The sequence below is a fragment of the Paracoccus laeviglucosivorans genome (genome assembly GCF_900182695.1).
Classification (GTDB): Bacteria; Pseudomonadota; Alphaproteobacteria; order Rhodobacterales; family Rhodobacteraceae; genus Paracoccus; species Paracoccus laeviglucosivorans.
Window position 1 is genome coordinate 70,595 of record NZ_FXTK01000018.1, and the last position, 16,490, is coordinate 87,084.

17 protein-coding genes are annotated in these 16,490 nt (G+C 61.6%); 3 read left to right on the plus strand and 14 right to left on the minus strand.

Annotated elements, in window-relative coordinates:
• Positions 1-80: 80 nt before the first annotated feature.
• A complete protein-coding gene (locus tag FN835_RS16405; RefSeq protein ID WP_142664311.1) occupies positions 81-545 on the minus strand; it encodes an Lrp/AsnC family transcriptional regulator in 465 nt (154 codons plus the stop codon).
• Positions 546-656: 111 nt separating this feature from the next.
• On the opposite strand from FN835_RS16405, the gene putA reads away from it, so the two are divergent.
• A complete protein-coding gene (putA, locus tag FN835_RS16410; RefSeq protein WP_246098774.1) occupies positions 657-4,205 on the plus strand; it encodes a bifunctional proline dehydrogenase/L-glutamate gamma-semialdehyde dehydrogenase PutA in 3,549 nt (1,182 codons plus the stop codon).
• 143 nt (positions 4,206-4,348) lie between these two features.
• Here the strand turns inward: putA and FN835_RS16415 are convergent, their stop codons facing one another.
• The 6 genes from FN835_RS16415 to FN835_RS16440 all read right to left on the minus strand — a co-directional run bounded on the left by FN835_RS16415 (position 4,349) and on the right by FN835_RS16440 (position 7,528).
• Positions 4,349-5,143 (minus strand): DUF1217 domain-containing protein, encoded by a 795-nt coding sequence (locus FN835_RS16415; RefSeq protein WP_142664312.1) that lies wholly within the window; start codon positions 5,141-5,143, stop codon positions 4,349-4,351.
• Positions 5,140-5,544 carry a flagellar biosynthesis repressor FlbT gene (flbT, locus tag FN835_RS16420; RefSeq protein ID WP_142664313.1) on the minus strand — a complete coding sequence of 135 codons (405 nt, stop codon included), beginning with the start codon at positions 5,542-5,544 and terminating at the stop codon, positions 5,140-5,142. The genes FN835_RS16415 and flbT overlap by 4 nt, the downstream gene beginning before the upstream one ends.
• Positions 5,541-5,894, minus strand: a complete 354-nt coding sequence (locus FN835_RS16425) for a flagellar biosynthesis regulator FlaF (protein ID WP_246098775.1) — start codon at positions 5,892-5,894, stop codon at positions 5,541-5,543. Before FN835_RS16425 ends, flbT begins: the two co-directional genes overlap by 4 nt.
• 79 nt (positions 5,895-5,973) lie before the next feature.
• Positions 5,974-6,813, minus strand: a complete 840-nt coding sequence (locus FN835_RS16430) for a flagellin N-terminal helical domain-containing protein (RefSeq protein ID WP_142664315.1) — start codon at positions 6,811-6,813, stop codon at positions 5,974-5,976.
• 167 nt (positions 6,814-6,980) lie between these two features.
• Complete coding sequence (locus FN835_RS16435; RefSeq protein WP_142664316.1) at positions 6,981-7,289, minus strand: hypothetical protein; 309 nt, start codon at positions 7,287-7,289, stop codon at positions 6,981-6,983.
• Positions 7,290-7,303: 14 nt separating this feature from the next.
• A complete protein-coding gene (locus FN835_RS16440; protein ID WP_142664317.1) occupies positions 7,304-7,528 on the minus strand; it encodes a rod-binding protein in 225 nt (74 codons plus the stop codon).
• A gap of 101 nt (positions 7,529-7,629) precedes the next feature.
• Here FN835_RS16440 and FN835_RS16445 point away from each other — a divergent pair, with 101 nt between their 5' ends.
• On the plus strand, positions 7,630-8,874 hold the full coding sequence (locus FN835_RS16445) for a flagellar hook-length control protein FliK (protein WP_142664318.1): 1,245 nt from the start codon (positions 7,630-7,632) through the stop codon (positions 8,872-8,874).
• 12 nt (positions 8,875-8,886) lie between these two features.
• Positions 8,887-9,546 carry a flagellar hook capping FlgD N-terminal domain-containing protein gene (locus FN835_RS16450; protein WP_142664319.1) on the plus strand — a complete coding sequence of 220 codons (660 nt, stop codon included), beginning with the start codon at positions 8,887-8,889 and terminating at the stop codon, positions 9,544-9,546.
• A 17-nt stretch (positions 9,547-9,563) separates the two neighbouring features.
• Here the strand turns inward: FN835_RS16450 and efeO (FN835_RS16455) are convergent, their stop codons facing one another.
• From efeO (FN835_RS16455) to FN835_RS16485, 7 genes are all read right to left on the minus strand, one after another.
• Positions 9,564-10,388 (minus strand): iron uptake system protein EfeO, encoded by an 825-nt coding sequence (gene efeO / locus FN835_RS16455; protein ID WP_142664320.1) that lies wholly within the window; start codon positions 10,386-10,388, stop codon positions 9,564-9,566.
• 45 nt (positions 10,389-10,433) lie between these two features.
• Positions 10,434-11,687, minus strand: coding sequence for an iron uptake transporter deferrochelatase/peroxidase subunit (gene efeB / locus FN835_RS16460; RefSeq protein ID WP_142664321.1), 1,254 nt, complete (start codon positions 11,685-11,687; stop codon positions 10,434-10,436).
• Position 11,688: 1 nt separating this feature from the next.
• Complete coding sequence (efeO, locus tag FN835_RS16465) at positions 11,689-12,837, minus strand: iron uptake system protein EfeO (RefSeq protein WP_142664322.1); 1,149 nt, start codon at positions 12,835-12,837, stop codon at positions 11,689-11,691.
• Positions 12,834-13,661, minus strand: a complete 828-nt coding sequence (gene efeU, locus FN835_RS16470) for an iron uptake transporter permease EfeU (RefSeq protein WP_142664323.1) — start codon at positions 13,659-13,661, stop codon at positions 12,834-12,836. The genes efeO (FN835_RS16465) and efeU overlap by 4 nt, the downstream gene beginning before the upstream one ends.
• A 141-nt stretch (positions 13,662-13,802) precedes the next feature.
• Entirely contained in the window at positions 13,803-14,777 is a 975-nt protein-coding gene (locus FN835_RS16475; protein ID WP_142664324.1) for a glutathione S-transferase family protein, read from the minus strand.
• A 38-nt stretch (positions 14,778-14,815) separates the two neighbouring features.
• Positions 14,816-15,694: an MBL fold metallo-hydrolase gene (locus tag FN835_RS16480; RefSeq protein WP_142664325.1), complete on the minus strand. Its 879-nt coding sequence runs from the start codon at positions 15,692-15,694 to the stop codon at positions 14,816-14,818.
• A 166-nt stretch (positions 15,695-15,860) separates the two neighbouring features.
• A partial coding sequence (locus tag FN835_RS16485; RefSeq protein ID WP_142664326.1) for a biotin/lipoyl-containing protein occupies positions 15,861-16,490 on the minus strand: 630 nt, incomplete at its 5' end.

The following is a 16,490-nucleotide window of genomic DNA, read 5'->3' on the forward strand; positions in this document are numbered from 1 at the left end:
TTTTTATCCTGGACGGTGCTGACGCGCCATATCGGCTTGCAGGCGATGCGTCCATCGGATTTGCCGCCGCCCGGCGCGACCTAAACTTCGGTCCAGTTCTGTTCGACCACCGCCTCCATCGAGACATAGCTTGTCGTCGCGCTCAGATGCGGCAGGGTCGATATTTTTTCGGCCATGATGCGGCGATAACCCGCCATATCCTGCGAGCGAACCTTGAGCAGGTAATCGAAACCACCCGCGATCATGTAGCATTCCTCGACTTCGGGGATGGCGCGGATCGCGGCGTTGAATTGCTCCAACGCCTTTTGCCGCGTGTCCGACAGGCGCACTTCGACATAGGTCACATGGGTCAGGCCCAGTTTCAGCGGCGACAGAATCGCACGATAGCCGGTGATCAGGCCCATCTCCTCCATCTGCTTGATCCGCAGAGCCACAGGGGTCTTGGAAAGACCGACCTTGCGCGCCAGTTCGGTGATCGGGATGCGGGCATTTGCCACCAGTTCGCGCAGGATTTTTACGTTGGTCGCGTCCAGCCCATCATCCACGGTCCATAAATCCCTTTGGAAATGTTTCGAATGACTGCAACAATGGCTTGAATTGGTCACATCGTCCATCCGCTTCCCGCTAATCAGCACCCAAAGCGCAGGAGAAACAGCATGACCCAATTCCCCGACCTTGGCCTTGAGGCGAAGTTTCAGCCCGAGGAGGCGCTGCTTGCGCGCCTGATCGCCGAGACGGGGCTTTCGGTTGCCGACCGGGCCGCGATCACCACGCGCGGCGCCGATCTGGTCCGCCGCATCCGCGCCGAGGCCCGTCCAACGATGATGGAACATTTTCTGGCGGAATACGGGCTTTCCACGCGCGAAGGTGTCGCGCTGATGTGTTTGGCCGAAGCCATGCTGCGCGTGCCCGATCGCCAGACCATCGATGCGCTGATCGAGGATAAGATCGCGCCGTCTGACTGGGGCAGGCATCTGGGCGAAGCGTCGTCATCGCTGGTGAATGCGTCCACATGGGCGTTGATGCTGACCGGCAAGGTGCTGGACGACGAACAGGGGGGCATTGCCGGCACGCTGCGCGGGGCGATCCGCCGATTGGGCGAGCCGGTGATCCGTGCCGCCGTCACCCGCGCGATGAAGGAAATGGGCCGCCAGTTCGTCCTGGGCGAAACCATCGAAAAGGCGCTTATCCGTGCTAAAACGCGCGAGTCGCAGGGCTTTACCTATAGCTATGACATGCTGGGCGAAGCGGCGATGACCGCAGGCGACGCCGCGCGCTATGACCGCGCCTATTCTGCGGCCATCGGGGCGATTGCCGGGGCTTGCGACAAAGGCTCGGTCCAGATGAATCCCGGCATCTCGATCAAGCTATCCGCGCTGCATCCCCGCTATGAGGTGGCGCAGGAAGCCCGCGTCATGGCCGAACTGGTCCCCGTCGTTCTGCGTCTGGCGCAGCAGGCCAAGGCGGCAAACATGGGCATGAACATCGACGCCGAGGAGCAGGATCGCCTTGTGCTGTCGCTTAAGGTGATCAAGGCAGTGCTGTCCGACCCGTCGCTGGCCGGTTGGGATGGCTTCGGTGTCGTGGTGCAGGCTTACGGCAAACGGGCAGGCGCGACGATCGACTGGCTGCACGGGCTGGCCACTGATCTGGATCGCAAGATCATGGTGCGGCTGGTCAAGGGGGCTTATTGGGACAGCGAAATCAAGCGCGCGCAGGTTGAAGGTCTGCCGGGCTTTCCGCTGTTCACCACAAAGGCGGGAACCGATGTCAGCTATCTGGCCAATGCCCGCAAGCTGATCGGCTATGCCGACCGCATCTATCCGCAATTCGCGACCCATAACGCCCATACTGTCGCCGCGATTCTGGAAATGGCGGGCGGCATCGAATACGAATTCCAACGCCTGCACGGGATGGGAGAGCGGCTGCACGACATCGTGCTGCGCGAAGGGCGCGGGCGCTGCCGGATCTATGCTCCGGTCGGGGCGCATCGCGATCTGCTGGCCTATCTGGTCCGGCGTCTTCTGGAAAATGGGGCCAACTCATCATTCGTGCATCAGATCGTGGACGAAAGCGTTCTGCCCGAAGATGTCGCACGCGACCCGATCGCCGCGCTTGTCACCGCAAAGGCGCCCGCCGGGCTGCTTGCGCCCCACGCGCTGTTCGGCGCGCGTCGGCAAAATGCCCAAGGCTTCGACCTCAGTGACCAGGGGCTGCTGGCCCGGATCGACGCGGCGCGGAATATCGCCCCGCCCGACGCAGCCCCAATAACCGTGTCCTCGCCGACGGGCGGGGCGGTTCCGGTCAGCGATCCTGCCACGGGCGAAACTGTGGCGCAGGTCATCGAAGCCGATGCGGAAACCGCACTTCGTGCGATTGCAGATGCGCAGGTCTGGGATGTGTCCGCCGCCGAACGGGCGAATGTCTTGCGCCGCGCAGCCGATCTGTTCGAGGAAAACTACGGCCTGATTTTCGCCTGTCTCGCGCAAGAAGCGGGGAAAAGCATTCCTGATGCCGTGGGCGAGTTGCGTGAAGCGGTTGACTTTCTTCGCTATTACGCCGCCGAGGCCGAATGCGACGCTCGCGCCCCTCGTGGAACCATCGTGGCGATCAGCCCGTGGAATTTTCCCTTGGCGATTTTTACCGGCCAGATTGCGGCCGCATTGATGGCGGGTAATGCCGTGCTGGCAAAACCTGCCGAACAAACGCCGTTGATTGCGGCCATTGCCGTGCGTCTGCTGCATCAAGCCGGTGTTCCGCTGACTGCGTTGCAACTTTTGCCGGGGCAGGGGGGCACGGTGGGCGCTGCACTGACCTCGGATGCGCGGGTTGCAGGCGTCGTCTTTACCGGCTCGACCGAAACGGCGCGGATGATCGCGCGTGCCATGGCTCATAACATGGCCCCCGGCACGCCATTGATCGCGGAAACCGGCGGGTTGAATGCGATGATCGTCGATTCCACGGCCCTGCCCGAGCAGGCGGTGCGTGATATTGTCGCCTCGGCTTTTCGGTCGGCGGGCCAACGCTGTTCGGCGCTGCGTTGTCTGTATGTGCAAGACGACATCGCCCCGCATGTGATCGAGATGATCAAGGGCGCGATGGATCAACTGGCCCTGGGCAATCCCTGGTCGCTGACCACCGATGTCGGCCCGGTTATTGGTGCCGAGGCCCGCGACGAAATCGCGGCCTATCTGCACCAGAACCGTGCGCACATCCTGCATGGGCTCAGCGTGCCGCAACAGGGCCATTTCGTGGCCCCGACACTGCTGCGTGTGCGGGGGATTCAGGATCTGCCGCGCGAAATCTTTGGCCCTGTGCTGCATGTTGCGACATATCGCGCGCAGGATCTGGACAAGGTGGTCGCAGCGATCAACGGGCGTGGCTACGGTCTGACATTCGGATTGCATACGCGCATCGACTCGCGCGTGCAGGAACTGTCCCATGCGATCCATGCAGGCAATATCTACGTGAACCGAAACCAGATCGGTGCAGTCGTCGGGTCGCAACCCTTTGGAGGAGAAGGGCTTTCCGGCACCGGTCCCAAGGCGGGTGGTCCGTTTTACGTGTCGCGCTTCTTTGCGCCTGTCCCCGCTGCTTCGAACGAATCGGGGCACGATATGTCGGCAGGCCGGACAGAGGTCGAAACCGCACCAGGTTTGGGCGCAGCACGCGGCGCGGCGCTATCCGTGGCCGAATTTGATGGCACGGGCGATCAGGTGACAAAGATCCTGCCCGCCGGAAATGCGGCAGGCGCCCAAGGCGACCCGCGTTTGACCAAGCCGGGCCGGCCTTCGAATCCGGCTTCGGATCAGGATGAAATACTCTCTCGACTGATGCCGGGTCCGACGGGCGAATTGAACCGCCTGCACCTGCAGCCCCGCGGTCCGGTTCTGTGCCTTGGACCGGGTGTGCAGGCGCGCGATGCCCAGATTGCGGCAGTCCATGCGCTGGGGGGCGTGACCGTATCCGGCGACGACGAGCATCCGGTTGCGAGCCTTGCCGCGCATCCCGAAGCAGCGGCGGTGCTTTGGTGGGGCGATGCCGATCAGGCCCGTGGTCTGGCTTTGGCGCTTGCCGAAGGAGATAATGGCCCGTTGCGTTCGCTGATCACAGCGATGCCTGATCAGGCGCATGTTGTCCATGAACGGCATCTTTGCGTCGATACGACCGCTGCCGGGGGGAATGCTGCGCTGTTGGCCGGCTGATCCATCCGCCCCTGGCTTGGCTGTGGACATGGAGGGAGCGGTCGGGTTCGGATATGTGGCTGGGCTTTCAGCGGCGCTTGGCTGCCGTGTTGCCTTTCTCACGTCTGATCGAACCGATGCAGGCCCCGTTGAGTAATCATGCCCTACCGACCGCCGCGCAGGATTGTCAGCGCGGCGGCATAGGGGCTGGAAATGCTGATGGAACTGATCTGCGATCTCAACAGATAGTTCTTCAGCAGAGCCTCAGCCATTTCCGGCGCGGTGAATTGCGAAATATCGGCACTGCCGGTCATCCGTTCCAATCGCGTTTTCATCTCCTCGACCTGACGGTCAATTGGCAACTGCCCGAAAGATGCCGACATTCCGAACGCGCCTTCGAACACTTTGCGCAACGGCTTCGATCCCAGAATCTGATACCATTTCGTATTTTCGCTTGAGGTGCTGGCCGCGAGGATCGGCAGTTCGCGTCTTGCGTTCAGGCCCAACTCAATTTCCTGATAGCGTTCGCCAATATTCTTTTCGAACGAACGCGTGACGTAGAGGTCAAGAATTTCGTTCACATCCGGGGCTTTGTTCGGGTCTGCAGTTCCCGCTTCGCTTAGCCCGAATGCTTTATTAAGCGACAGATAGCGTTTATCGGATAGCTTGTTGACCAGGCTTGTTTCGTCATTTGGGTCGGATTCCAGAATCTTTCTGATGAAAAGCCGGTTATTGATGTCGCCATCCAGCCCGAAAGCGCGCAGCGCGACTTGCAGTAGTCGGTAGTCCGAAACAAGTTCGTCCGCTTGCTTCACATTCGGCATTTTCTCGGAAAAGTAATCGCGAGACCGTTGAATCTGAGCGCCTTTTTCAAAGGTTATTCTCTGCGTATCCGCAGTGCGTTCCAGAAACTTCCAGCCAAGATAACCGCCACTGCCTGCCTGAACCAGATAGCTCATGGCGCGATCGTCGCAAGCAGCCTTGCCTCGCGCGGCAACAACGTGCGCAGGTGTTTCAGGGCAAGGTAGTAGTTTCTTTCCAGAATTGCTGCCGTCGAGCTATCAATAATTGCGATACTGTCGCGATCCGTAAAGGCACGCGAAAGCTGTTCGATCCCAACCATCGCTTGGCGTCGGCCTTCCGATTCTTCGGCGTCGCCGGTTATGATCAGCTGGCAGATGTAGCAGACCCTGCCAACAGGTGTCCCGGCCTCATCGGGGTGGATTGCGTCGCGCAGGCGCAGGATGGATACATTGGGCGTTTTTATCGATATGCGCGAACGCTTTTCACCGTTTTCGATTACCGCGCCGTTGATCAGAACCCGCTCATGCGGGGCAAGCTTCAGGATTAGTCCGCTCATCCCGCTCCTCCGCGCAGACCTTTCATGACCGAGATGTTGATCTCGATCAGGGTGTCGGTCGTGGCGTCACCAGCCAGGACCCGCTGTCCATGGCGCAGTGAAAACAATGCCAGCGACAGCAGCCCGGCCTTTGTTTCATCTGCAAGCGCGTTCCGGGGATCGGAAAGATCGGTCGCCAGTAATGTCCAAAGGTCGTTGTTCTTGGCGACGGCCGCGATCGTTTCCCCGCCCGTACATTCACGAGGTGACTGCCGCAGCATCCGAGTGACGCGAGAGAACGCATCGTATTCCATATCGCGCGCGCCACGAAGCGCCGGGTTGCCATATGCATGTTCTGGGAAGGGCATCACCGCGTTCAAGATCGAAGTTCCCGTTCTGATTTGTCAAAAGTGCAGTTCGGGGACGCCCCACGGGCGTCCCCGGTTTTCATCAGCCGCGGAACAGCGACAGGATCGACGACGGCGCCTGGTTGGCGATCGACAGCGCCTGAATGCCAAGCTGCTGCTGGGTTTGCAGCGCCTGCAGTCGTGCCGAGCTTTCCTCCATATCCGCATCGACAAGCGAGCCGGTCGCCATTTTCAGCGAGTCGCTGAGTTTGGAGACGAAGTTTACCTGATCGGTGATGCGTTGGCCGGCTGAGCCGAGGGCCGCCGCACCTTCGACAGCGGTGGTCATCAGCGCTTCGATCTGGCCAAGCGCGGTTGCGGCGCTGTCCTGATCGGTAATCGCATCAAGCGTGCCGCCGACGATGCTGGCTTCGAAATCGACCGATTCGACCTCGATCGCCGAGGCGGTGACGCCGGTGCCCGTGCGATCCAGCGAACCCAGCACCGAATAGGTGGTGTCGCCATTGACGCCGCTGGTGCTGAGAAGGTTGACGCCATTGGCCTGCGTGCCCGCGACGATCGAGGCAATCTGTTCCTGCTTTGCGGCAATCTGCGTTTGGATCTTGGCGAAATCCGCATCGCTGCGGTTTGCGCCGATGGCCAGATCCTTCATTTCACCCAGAAGTTTCTGGACATCTTCGGCCCCGGTGCGCGCGGTGGCGACGGTCTGACCGGCAACGTTCAGGTTGGTCTGGATCGTCTTGAACGATTTCTGGTCCGATTCCATCGTTTTCGAGATGGCCCAGATCGCGGCGTTGTCCTGCGCCGATCCGACGGCTTTGCCGGTCGAGATTTCGGTCTGCGTCTTCGCCAGGTTCGAGTTGATCCCTTTCAGGGTCTGAAGCGCGACGATGGCCGAATTGTTGGTCAGAATGCTGGACATATTTCAACTCCAAATATTAAGGGCAATTCCGCCCTGTTGATATAAAAGGCCATTCTGACCTGCGGGCTTCCCCGATGCTTAATTGCATAAGGGCTGTTCTAGTCCACATCTCTGAACAAAGTCTGAATTTTTTCAGATCAACGCAGGAAACTTCTGTAAGATTTTATTCAAAATTTTCGCGCGAGCGTGGTGGAAAGATCGGCATCGCTGCGTTTCCCCGCGCGGTCATACGTGCCAAGACTACGGCTGCCGCTACGCAATTCGGCAAGCTGGGCCTTGGCAGCAGCTATCCCCTGTGCCGCCGCTGTGGCGTGGGCCGCAATATTTTGCAAGATTGCCAAGGCCAGGCTTTGATCATGCAGGGATAGTTTTCCGGAAGCCGTGACATCGATTTCTGCAAGCAGGCTTGCCGAGCGCTCTGGTTCAAAAGCCCTGATCGCTTGTTGCGCCGCTTTTAGCTTTCTCAAATTATTCATTTTTCCCTGCAAATCTAAAGAATGCCAAGATCAATCCGGCTTGCTATTGCTTCTGCGTAACAGTCGGTCAATAGGCTAGAGAACTGATCTTCACCAATACCACCGCCGAACGCGCCGCTTTCAGGCTTTGGTCCGGCGTATTTTAACATTTCTGAAATAAATGCCTTCTCCAAACCATCCGAAGCCTCTAGCCTTGGACGGTTTACCTGCACGGGGTAGGAGGGTTTAACCGCAATCATGTCTGCACCTTTCTTCGCATCTTTTGACGATTTATCGCCAAGCGGTAAATATTTGGTAACCTCGCGCCGCTATCAAAGCTGGGATTGAAAAAGGATGGAACATGTTTCCGGGCATTCTTCCCTTTGCGCTTCTGACAGAAGTGCCGCTGAAAAACCCCGCAATCCGCGAGGTGTCGGAAGTTGTAGGCGAATTTGAGATATTGCTGAAATATGAGATTGCCGAGCTGCCCGTTCAGCAGGCCACTGCCGAATCGGGCGATGCAGAAGACGATCAGCCGGTCCCGAGCCCTGACTTCGATGACGAGGGCGATACGGCCAAGGTATCCGCGATGCCAACGGTGCTTAGCGATGTCTTCCCACCCGAGCTGCTGCATGTCGGCGAACGTGGCGCGGATTCGCGCGTCCTGCCTTCGCCCCCGGACCCGTTCGGGGTTGCGATGGTGGTCCGGCATCACACGTCACAGCCTCGCCTTGACGATCCGGGGCATGTCCCGAAGATGCCGGATATGCCGCCACAGGAAATGCCTGACCTGCGCGAGGCGTCAGCAGTTCCGCGACCGGATTTTTCTACGTATCCCGATGCTTCTGAAAGCGTGCTGCCCGAAAGACGAGATTTCGATACTCCCCGCATCGGGACAGAGGTTGGTCATAGCATCCCTGTCAATTCCGCGCGTGCGGATCGGCCCCATCATGTCGAAGGTTTATTGCCGGTAAACGCCATATCAACGAAGCCGCGTGCCATCCCGGACGCGCTGGCTGCCACGTCAGAGCGGGAAATGGTCACTTCGTCCGATCCCGCCCCGTCTACCACACCAACACAGGCACAGGCACAGGCGGGGTTGCTGATCGAACGGGATCAGTCAAGTGATCTGACACCGGAGATCACTGTGCACAGTTCAAAAGACGTGCGGACCGAAGCGCCTTCGCATGCGCCCTCCCAACCAGCTCCGCGGCAAATTCAGTCAAATCCGCACGACGTCCTGCGCCAAATCAGCGACAAGCTGACCCAGGACGACCAAGCCCATGTCGAAATCACCCTGACACCCGAGGAACTGGGCAAGGTGCGATTGGTCATCACGCCCGGAGACGCGCCGACAGTTGCCGTCTACGCCGACAATCGTGAGACGCTGGACCTGCTGCGGCGAAATGCCGATCTGCTGGGTAAGGAGCTGCGCGACACCGGAATGGCGGGTGCGACGCTGTCCTTTGGCGATTCGGATCGCTCGGGCCAGCGCGGCCACAATGCGGTGCCATCTGCCCGTTTGGGCGAAGGCGGGGCGGATACGACACAAGCCCAGCCCAACGCGGCAAGGCAGTTGGGGCGACAAATCTATATGCGCATGTAAGGGGCGATCTTCATGGTGACAGCAGTTGGAAACACGACCACAGCGGCAGCCGCAAATTATGGCCCGACCACCGCAGAAACGACAACGACTGGCGGTGATTTCGAAACCTTCCTGCGGATGCTGACGACGCAGATACAGAACCAAGACCCGCTGAATCCGATGGAAAGCACCGAATTTGCGGTGCAGCTTGCGACATTCTCGGGGGTGGAACAGCAGGCGCATACCAACGCCTTGCTGACCGAGTTGGTTCTGGGGGCAGGCGGCGGCCAGCTGTCACAGCTTTCCGAATGGATCGGGCGCGATGTCCGCTCAACTGCGCCAAGCTGGTATGACGGCGATCCGCTGACGTTGCAGATCGACCCCGATGCAAATGCAGATCAGGTGACGCTGGTCATTCTGGATGAAAACGGCCGCGAGGTGGGACGCGAAGATATTGGAACCGGCAGCGGAGAGGTGGATTGGCAAGGCCGCAGTGCCGACGGCGCGCCACTGGCTGACGGGCTGTATCGATTCCAGTTGGAATCAGTGCAGGACGGCAAGGTGATCGCGTTGACCGACGTTTCGGCCTTTTCCAAGGTGACGGGGGTGGATCTGACTGCCAACGGAACCGTGCTGCGGCTGGAGGGCGGCAGCACGGTCGGTCTTGAGGGGGTGACGGCGGTGCGTAGCTGATCCGCTCCGCCGGACGCTCAGCCCAGACCCAGCTTGCCGCGCAGCGTTGCCAGATCCTCGGCCAATGTGTTCACCTTGGCCGAAAGCACATTGCGGTCGGTGTCGGTCAGTTCCTCATAGGACACAAAGCCACCTTCGGGGGTGCGGTATTTCGACAGCACGTCAGCCACAGCCTTGAAGTTGCCATCGACCTTGCTGGTGAATTCTGCATCCGCTGCAACCATGGGGCGCAGCAGAGTATAGATCTTTTCCGCGCCTTCAAAATTCGCGTCGAAATCCCACAGGTCGGTGCGGCTGTAGCGGTCTTCCTCGCCCGAGATTTTGGTGGCTGCGACCTCCTCCATCAACACGGCAGCACCTCCGACCACGACTTCGGGCGGGAAGGTCAGGGCGTTGATGCGGTCGTTCAGGGTCTGCACGTCAGCCAGCAGCTTGTCGGCATATTCGCCCAGCCCGTCGGTCGAGCCTTCGTGCCACAGCCCGTATTCGATGCGGTGAAAGCCGGTGAATTCCGGGTCCTGTTCGGCCTTTTCGAAATCATCGGCGCGCGCGTCGATCGAGCTGTCGAGATCCGAGAAAAGCTCGGCAATCGGTTCGATCTTTTCATAGCTGGTGCGGGTGGGGGCAAACAGCGACTTGGCCTTGTCCAGCTCGCCCGCCTTCACGGCGGCGGTGAAGGCGGTCACGTCCTCGACCAGCTTGCCGGTGTTTTCGGCGACATAGATCTTATAGTCGGACAGTGGCCCGACCAAATCCAGCGACGGGTCTGCCGCCCCGGCCATGCCGGCCCACCCCCCCAGCGCCAGGGCCAGCGCCGTCGTCTTCAAGTATTTCCCGACCATGTTCACGCTCCGTATGTGTTCGGTTCAGGTATAGGCTTGGCGGCGTCAGGCGCGCCTGGCTTCGGCAATCAGGCGGGCACCCAGATAGTCCTGCGGTCCCGACACGCCGGGCGGGACGAAGAAATATCCGCCTCCGACCGGCTTGATGTATTCCTCCAGCGGCTCGCCGTTCAGACGGTTCTGCACGGTGATGAACCCGGCTTGCAGGTCGCGCTGATAGCAGATGAACAAAAGCCCCTGATCCAGCTGGCCGTTCCTGACCGCGCCGCGCGAATAGTTGAAGGGGCGGCGCAGGATCAGGTTCTGCTGGCTGGCGGCATCGCGTGGGTTGGCCAGCCGGATATGTGCGTCCATCGCCGTCTTGTCGCCCGCCGGATCAGCGGCGAAATCGGGCAGGTCGCGTTCACCGGCATCGGGCCGGTCCATCGGTGCGCCGCTATGCTTGATGCGGCCCATGATGCGTTCCTGTTCGGACAGCGCGGTGCGGTCCCAGCGTTCGACGAAATTGCGGATGATGCGGACGACCTGATAGCTGCCATCCGCGGCCCAGTCGGGTTCATCCGCGCCCGCCCAGACGATCCGGTCCATTGCGGCGGTGTCATTGCTGTCGGGATTGGCCGAGCCATCGCGAAAGCCCAGAAAATTCCGCGCGCTGGGGGTCGAGCCGTCTGGGGCAGGCGGCACCGGCGGCACCGTGCCCTCGATCACCCAGCGCAGCACCAGAAATTCCGACAGGTTCTTCACCACGTCGCGCAGGGCGTGAATATTGGTGTCCTGCAGGTTGGCGCAGAACTGGATCGAGATGTCGCCGTGGCACATTTCGGCCTCCAGCGCGTCATTGGGAAATTGCGCCATGCGCTCCAGCCGGGCGGGCATCAGGCCCGAAAGGCCGTCGCGGTCGAAGAACGAGGCGCCGAAGCCCAGCGTGATGGTCAGGTTGTCCGGCGCGATCACCGGGCCCAGCAGCCCGGAATCGGCGGGGGGCAGCTTGGGATCGCGGGTGGGAACCTTGCCCCCTTGCGTCAGGAAGGCGGCGCGCAGGGTCAGCGCCTTCAGCATCCGTTCCAGATCGTCCAGCGAGGTCGCCACCACGTCGAAGGCCGCGACGATGCCTGCGGCGGGGCGGGGCGTCACGATGCCTGCCTGATGTCGGCCATAGAACGGCACGCTTTTCGCCGCCGTTTCGGCATGGCCCGCAGGCGCGTCATCGACATTGCGCGTTTCTGCGCGGGCGGAGACGGCACTGACGGCCCCGACGCCCAGGCCAAGCAGGATGTTGCGGCGGTTTGGGCCTGCCATGTCAGTTGATCCCGATGACGGGTTGCAGCTTGCCCAAGCTGTCGGCCAGATTTGTCAGGTCGGTCGCAAGCGCCTGACGTGCCGCGGGCGGCACATCGCCATAGCTGCGATGCTTGGATTGCAGCGCGGCCACCCCGTCCTGCGCGGCCTGCAGATCCTGCGCGATGCCCTGATCCAGCCCCGGATCGACGCTGGCCACCACCTGCCGCAGCAGGCCCGACAGTTTCGCTATCCCCTCAAGGCTGGCGGCGAAGTCCTGCAAGTCATTGCCTGCATAGGGATTTTCGCCCTGCGGCACGCGCGCCTGCGCCAATTGACTGGTCATGTCGCCGGGCAGCGCGGTCAGCAGCGCCGGGTCAAGCGGCAGGGCTTTCAGCCGCGCGGCAAGCTGCTCAAGATCGGTCAGCAGCTTGTCGGCCACGGGTTGCAAGCCATCGGTGCTGTTTTGGGAAAACAGCCCGTATTCGATGCGGTGATAACCTGTGAAGGCCGGGTCATCCTCGCGCCCCGCCAGATAGGCGGCACTGGGGTCGATGGCATTCTTGAGGTCCGAGATACGATAGGCCAGCGGCTCGATCCGGCGATAGGGCAGGCGGGCCTGCCGCCATGCATCGCGCGCGGCGTCCAGATCGCCTGCGGCGATGGCGTCGCGCAGCGTTTGCGCGCATTTGACCGCCGCATTGCCCTGCATCACCAGATAGACGCGATATTCCGACAAGGGACCAAGGAATTTGCGCAGTGTCACCTCGGATGCCGCTGCCGTCGCCTCATCCGAGGCGGTGACGGTCAGCTTGCCGCGCGGGTTCGACAAAAGGCCGCAGGTGATGTCGTATTCGCCGGGTTGCAGCGCCACCTGCAGCGTGGCGCGAAAGCCGGGGGCGATGTTTTCACGCTCGGCCACGACCATGACACCATCAAGGATTTCCCATTCGATGGGCCGGTCCGAGGCGTTGACGATTTCAAAGCTGCGCCGCCCGCCGGGGATGGTGATGGTGGCGGGCTGGCAGGTCGCCGCATCGACGATGACAAGCTGGTCGGCGACGGTCTGCGGCTTTTGCTGCGAGGCATACCAGAAAGCCGCCCCCCCGGCGACGGCCAGTGCCGCCGCGCCAAGGATTGCCAGATAGATGCCTTTGGAGGGTGTCGTCATTTCTGCCCCACGGCTTGGGTCATTGGTGCGGAGGGACGCAGGAACAGCGGCAGCGTAACGGCCAGAAAGCCTGCCCAGCCAAGGAATTCGCCCAGACTGGGTGCGTCGCGATACCCCAGAAGCCCGCCCAGCACCGTGCCCAATGGGCTGGATTCGGGCAGAACACCGCTAAGATCATAAACCGGATCAAGCAGCGCGTTCCAAAGTCCCGCTTCGTGCAATGCCTTGATCGCACTTGCGAAAAGTCCGGCGGCAACGAACAGGATAAAGATGCCTGTCCAACGGAAGAACCGTTTCAGGTCCAGACGCAAGGCGCCCGCATAGATGCCCCAACCCGCGCCGATTGCGACCAGCACGCCAAGCGCCGCACCAATCGGGGCCGCACCGTCCTGACTTTGCTGAAATATCGCCAGCAGGAAAAACACCGATTCCAGCCCCTCGCGGGCGACGGCCAGAAAGACCATGCCAATCAGACCCCATGTCGCGGCCCCGCCATGCAGCGCCGCATCGACCGAGGCGTGCAGCTCGGCCCGGATCGAACGGGCGGCGCGGCGCATCCAGAAGACCATGCCGACCAGCACGGCAACGGCGACAAGGGCGATGACCGCCTCGAACAGCTCCTGCGCTTTCTGGGGGAATTGCGCGCTGGCCATCTGCAAACCCGCGCCGGCGAACAGCGACAGCGCGATGGCAAGGAACACCCCCACCCAGATGGCAGGCAGCCATGCCTGCCGCCCGGTCTGGCGCAGGTAGCTTGCGATGATGCCGACGATCAGGGCTGCCTCCAGCCCCTCGCGCAGCATGATCAGGAACGGTGCAAGCATGGCACTCCCCAGTTTTTGTCGTGGTGCGAATTCGGCGCGCTGGGGACGCGGGCGAATGGGCATCGCGGCAAGACAGCCGCGAAGCCGCGGCGGATGAATCAATAGCCCGCCGCTGATTTTTGTCAATCCAGACTAAAAGCGTCAGCCCCGCCCGTGCGGCTCCATCCAGTCGATCACCGGGTTGATCGGAATGATGCGATGGGGGTTAATCGTCGCGTGGCTATAGTGGTAATGGCGCACGATATGGGCAAAATCGACCGTCTGGGCCACGCCGGGAATCTGGTAAAGCTCTCGGGTCCATCCCCACAGATTGGGGTATTCGCGCAGCCATGCGCGGTTGCATTTGAAATGTGTGTGATAGACCGGATCGAACCGGACGGCGGTGGTGAACAACCGCCAATCCGCCTCGGTCAGCCAGTCGCCTGCCAGATAGCGGTGCTGCGACAGCACCCCCTCCAGCCAGTCGAGCGAGGCGAAAAGCGGACCCACCGCCTCGTCATAGGCGTCTTGCGTGGTCGCGAAACCGGCCTTGTAGACGCCGTTGTTCACCGTATCATAGATGCGGGTGTTCAGCGCCTCGATGCGGTCGCGCTGCGGTTCGGGCCAGTAATCGTCGCGATTGCCCGTCAGCCCGTCAAAGGCCGAATTGAACATGCGAATGATTTCGGCGCTTTCGTTCGACACGATCGTGTCCTGCGCCTTGTCCCACAGAACCGGAACCGTGACACGGCCCGACGCCTTGGGATCGGCCTTCAGATAGATGTCGCGCAGAAAAGGCTGGCCGAACAGGTCGTCCCCGGTCGCGCCCGGAAAATCCTGCGCAAAGCTCCAGCCGTCTGCCAGCATGTCGGGATGCACGACGGATACGCCGATATGCGGGGCCAACCCCTTGATCGCGCGAAAGATCAGGGTGCGATGCGCCCAAGGGCAAGCCAGCGAGACATACAGATGATAACGCCCGCTTTCCGCCGCAAAGCCGCCCTGGCCCGACGGGCCGGGGCTGCCATCGGGCGTCACCCAGTTGCGCCAACTGGTCGTGGTGCGTTGGAAACGCCCACCCGTGCTGGCCGTATCATACCATTCGTCGCGCCACGCGCCGTCCACAAGCAGACCCATCGCCACCTCCTTTGCCGACTAGACGCGGCAGCGCCCGCCTAGTTCCACGGCGATGGCAGCAGGTCCAGCGGGATCTTCAGATAGCGACGGCCATCGCTTTCGGGTTCGGGCAGGCGGCCACCATTGATGTTGACCTGCAGCGCATGCAGGATCAGGCGGGGCATGGGCAGGCCCGCGTCGCGCGCCTTCCGCGCTGCCACGAAATCCGCCCGCGTCAGGTATTTCGAGATATGGCTGTTCGTCGCCCGCTGCTCTGCCACAGTGGATTCCCAGCGTGCCTCGCGCCCGCCATGGCAATAGTCGTGGCCGGTAAAGATGCGCGTGGTATCGGGCAGGGACAGGATGGCCTGGATCGAATCCCAAAGCGCATCCGCGCTGCCGCCGGGGAAATCGGCCCGCGCCGTGCCGCTGTCGGGCATGAACAGCGTGTCATGCACAAAGGCCGCATCGCCCACGACATAGCTGACCGAGGCGAGCGTATGGCCCGCCGACAGCATCACCCGCGCCTTTAGCCCGCCGATGCGAAAGGTTTCGCCATCCGCGAACAGGTGGTCCCATTGCCGCCCGTCACAGGGCAGGTCGGGCAGATTATAGAAATCCTGCCAAAGCTTCTGCACCTCGCGCACCCGTTCGCCGATGGCGGTCGGTGCGCCGGTCTTTTGGTGCAGATAGGCGGCGGCGGAAAAATGGTCGGCATGGGGGTGGGTGTCCAGAATCCACTGCACCGTCAGCCCGTGCTGCGCCACGAAGCCCAGCAGCCGATCGGCCTGAATGGTCGCCGTCGCGCCGGATTTTTCGTCATAATCCAGCACCGGGTCGATGATGGCGCATCGCCGCGTGGCGGGGTCCGTCACGATATATTGGATCGACCCGCTAGTCGGTTCATAGAAGCCTGTCACCTCTGGCGCGCCGATCATGGAATATCCTTCTATGCTTCGGGAATATATCGGAATTTCATCCGTCATATACCTGTTGGCGCGGGGCTGGGCAACTACGCTTCAATTGCCCGCGACCAAGTGGCGCAAAATGAAACGGGGCGGATGGGAATGACCCATCCGCCCCGCCAGTCAAAAAGTCTGCGCGTTATTCGATTTCGACCAGCAGATCCTTGGCGTCGATGCCTTGTCCTGCGCTGACATGCAGGGCCTTGACCACGCCTGCGCGGTCGGCATGCAGGCCGGTTTCCATCTTCATCGCCTCGATGGTCAGCAGCAGATCGCCCGGATTGACCTTTTGGCCCTGCGCCACCGCGACCGAGGCGACGACGCCCGGCATCGGCGCCCCGATATGGCCGTCATTCGCCGGATCGGCCTTGGGCCGGGCGGCGGTCTGCGATTTCACCAGACGGTTCGGCACGCGGATCACGCGCGGCTGGCCGTTCAGGTCGAAGAACACCCGCACATCGCCATTCTCATCGGTGTCGCCGATGGTCTGCAGCCGGATTTCCAACGTCTTGCCGGGGTCGATTTCAGCCGCGATCTCCTCACCCGGTTCCATGCCGTAGAAAAAGGTGCGGGTCGGCAGGGTGCGGACCGGGCCATAGGTTTCGTGCCGCGCCATGTAATCGGTAAAGACCTTGGGATACATCAGGTAGCCGTTCAGATCTTCGTCGTCGATCTCGGTCCCCAGATCGGCGGCCAGCTTGGCGCGGGTCGCTTCCAGGTCCACGGGCGGCATCGAGGCACCGGGACGGGTCGTCAGCGGCGCCTCGCC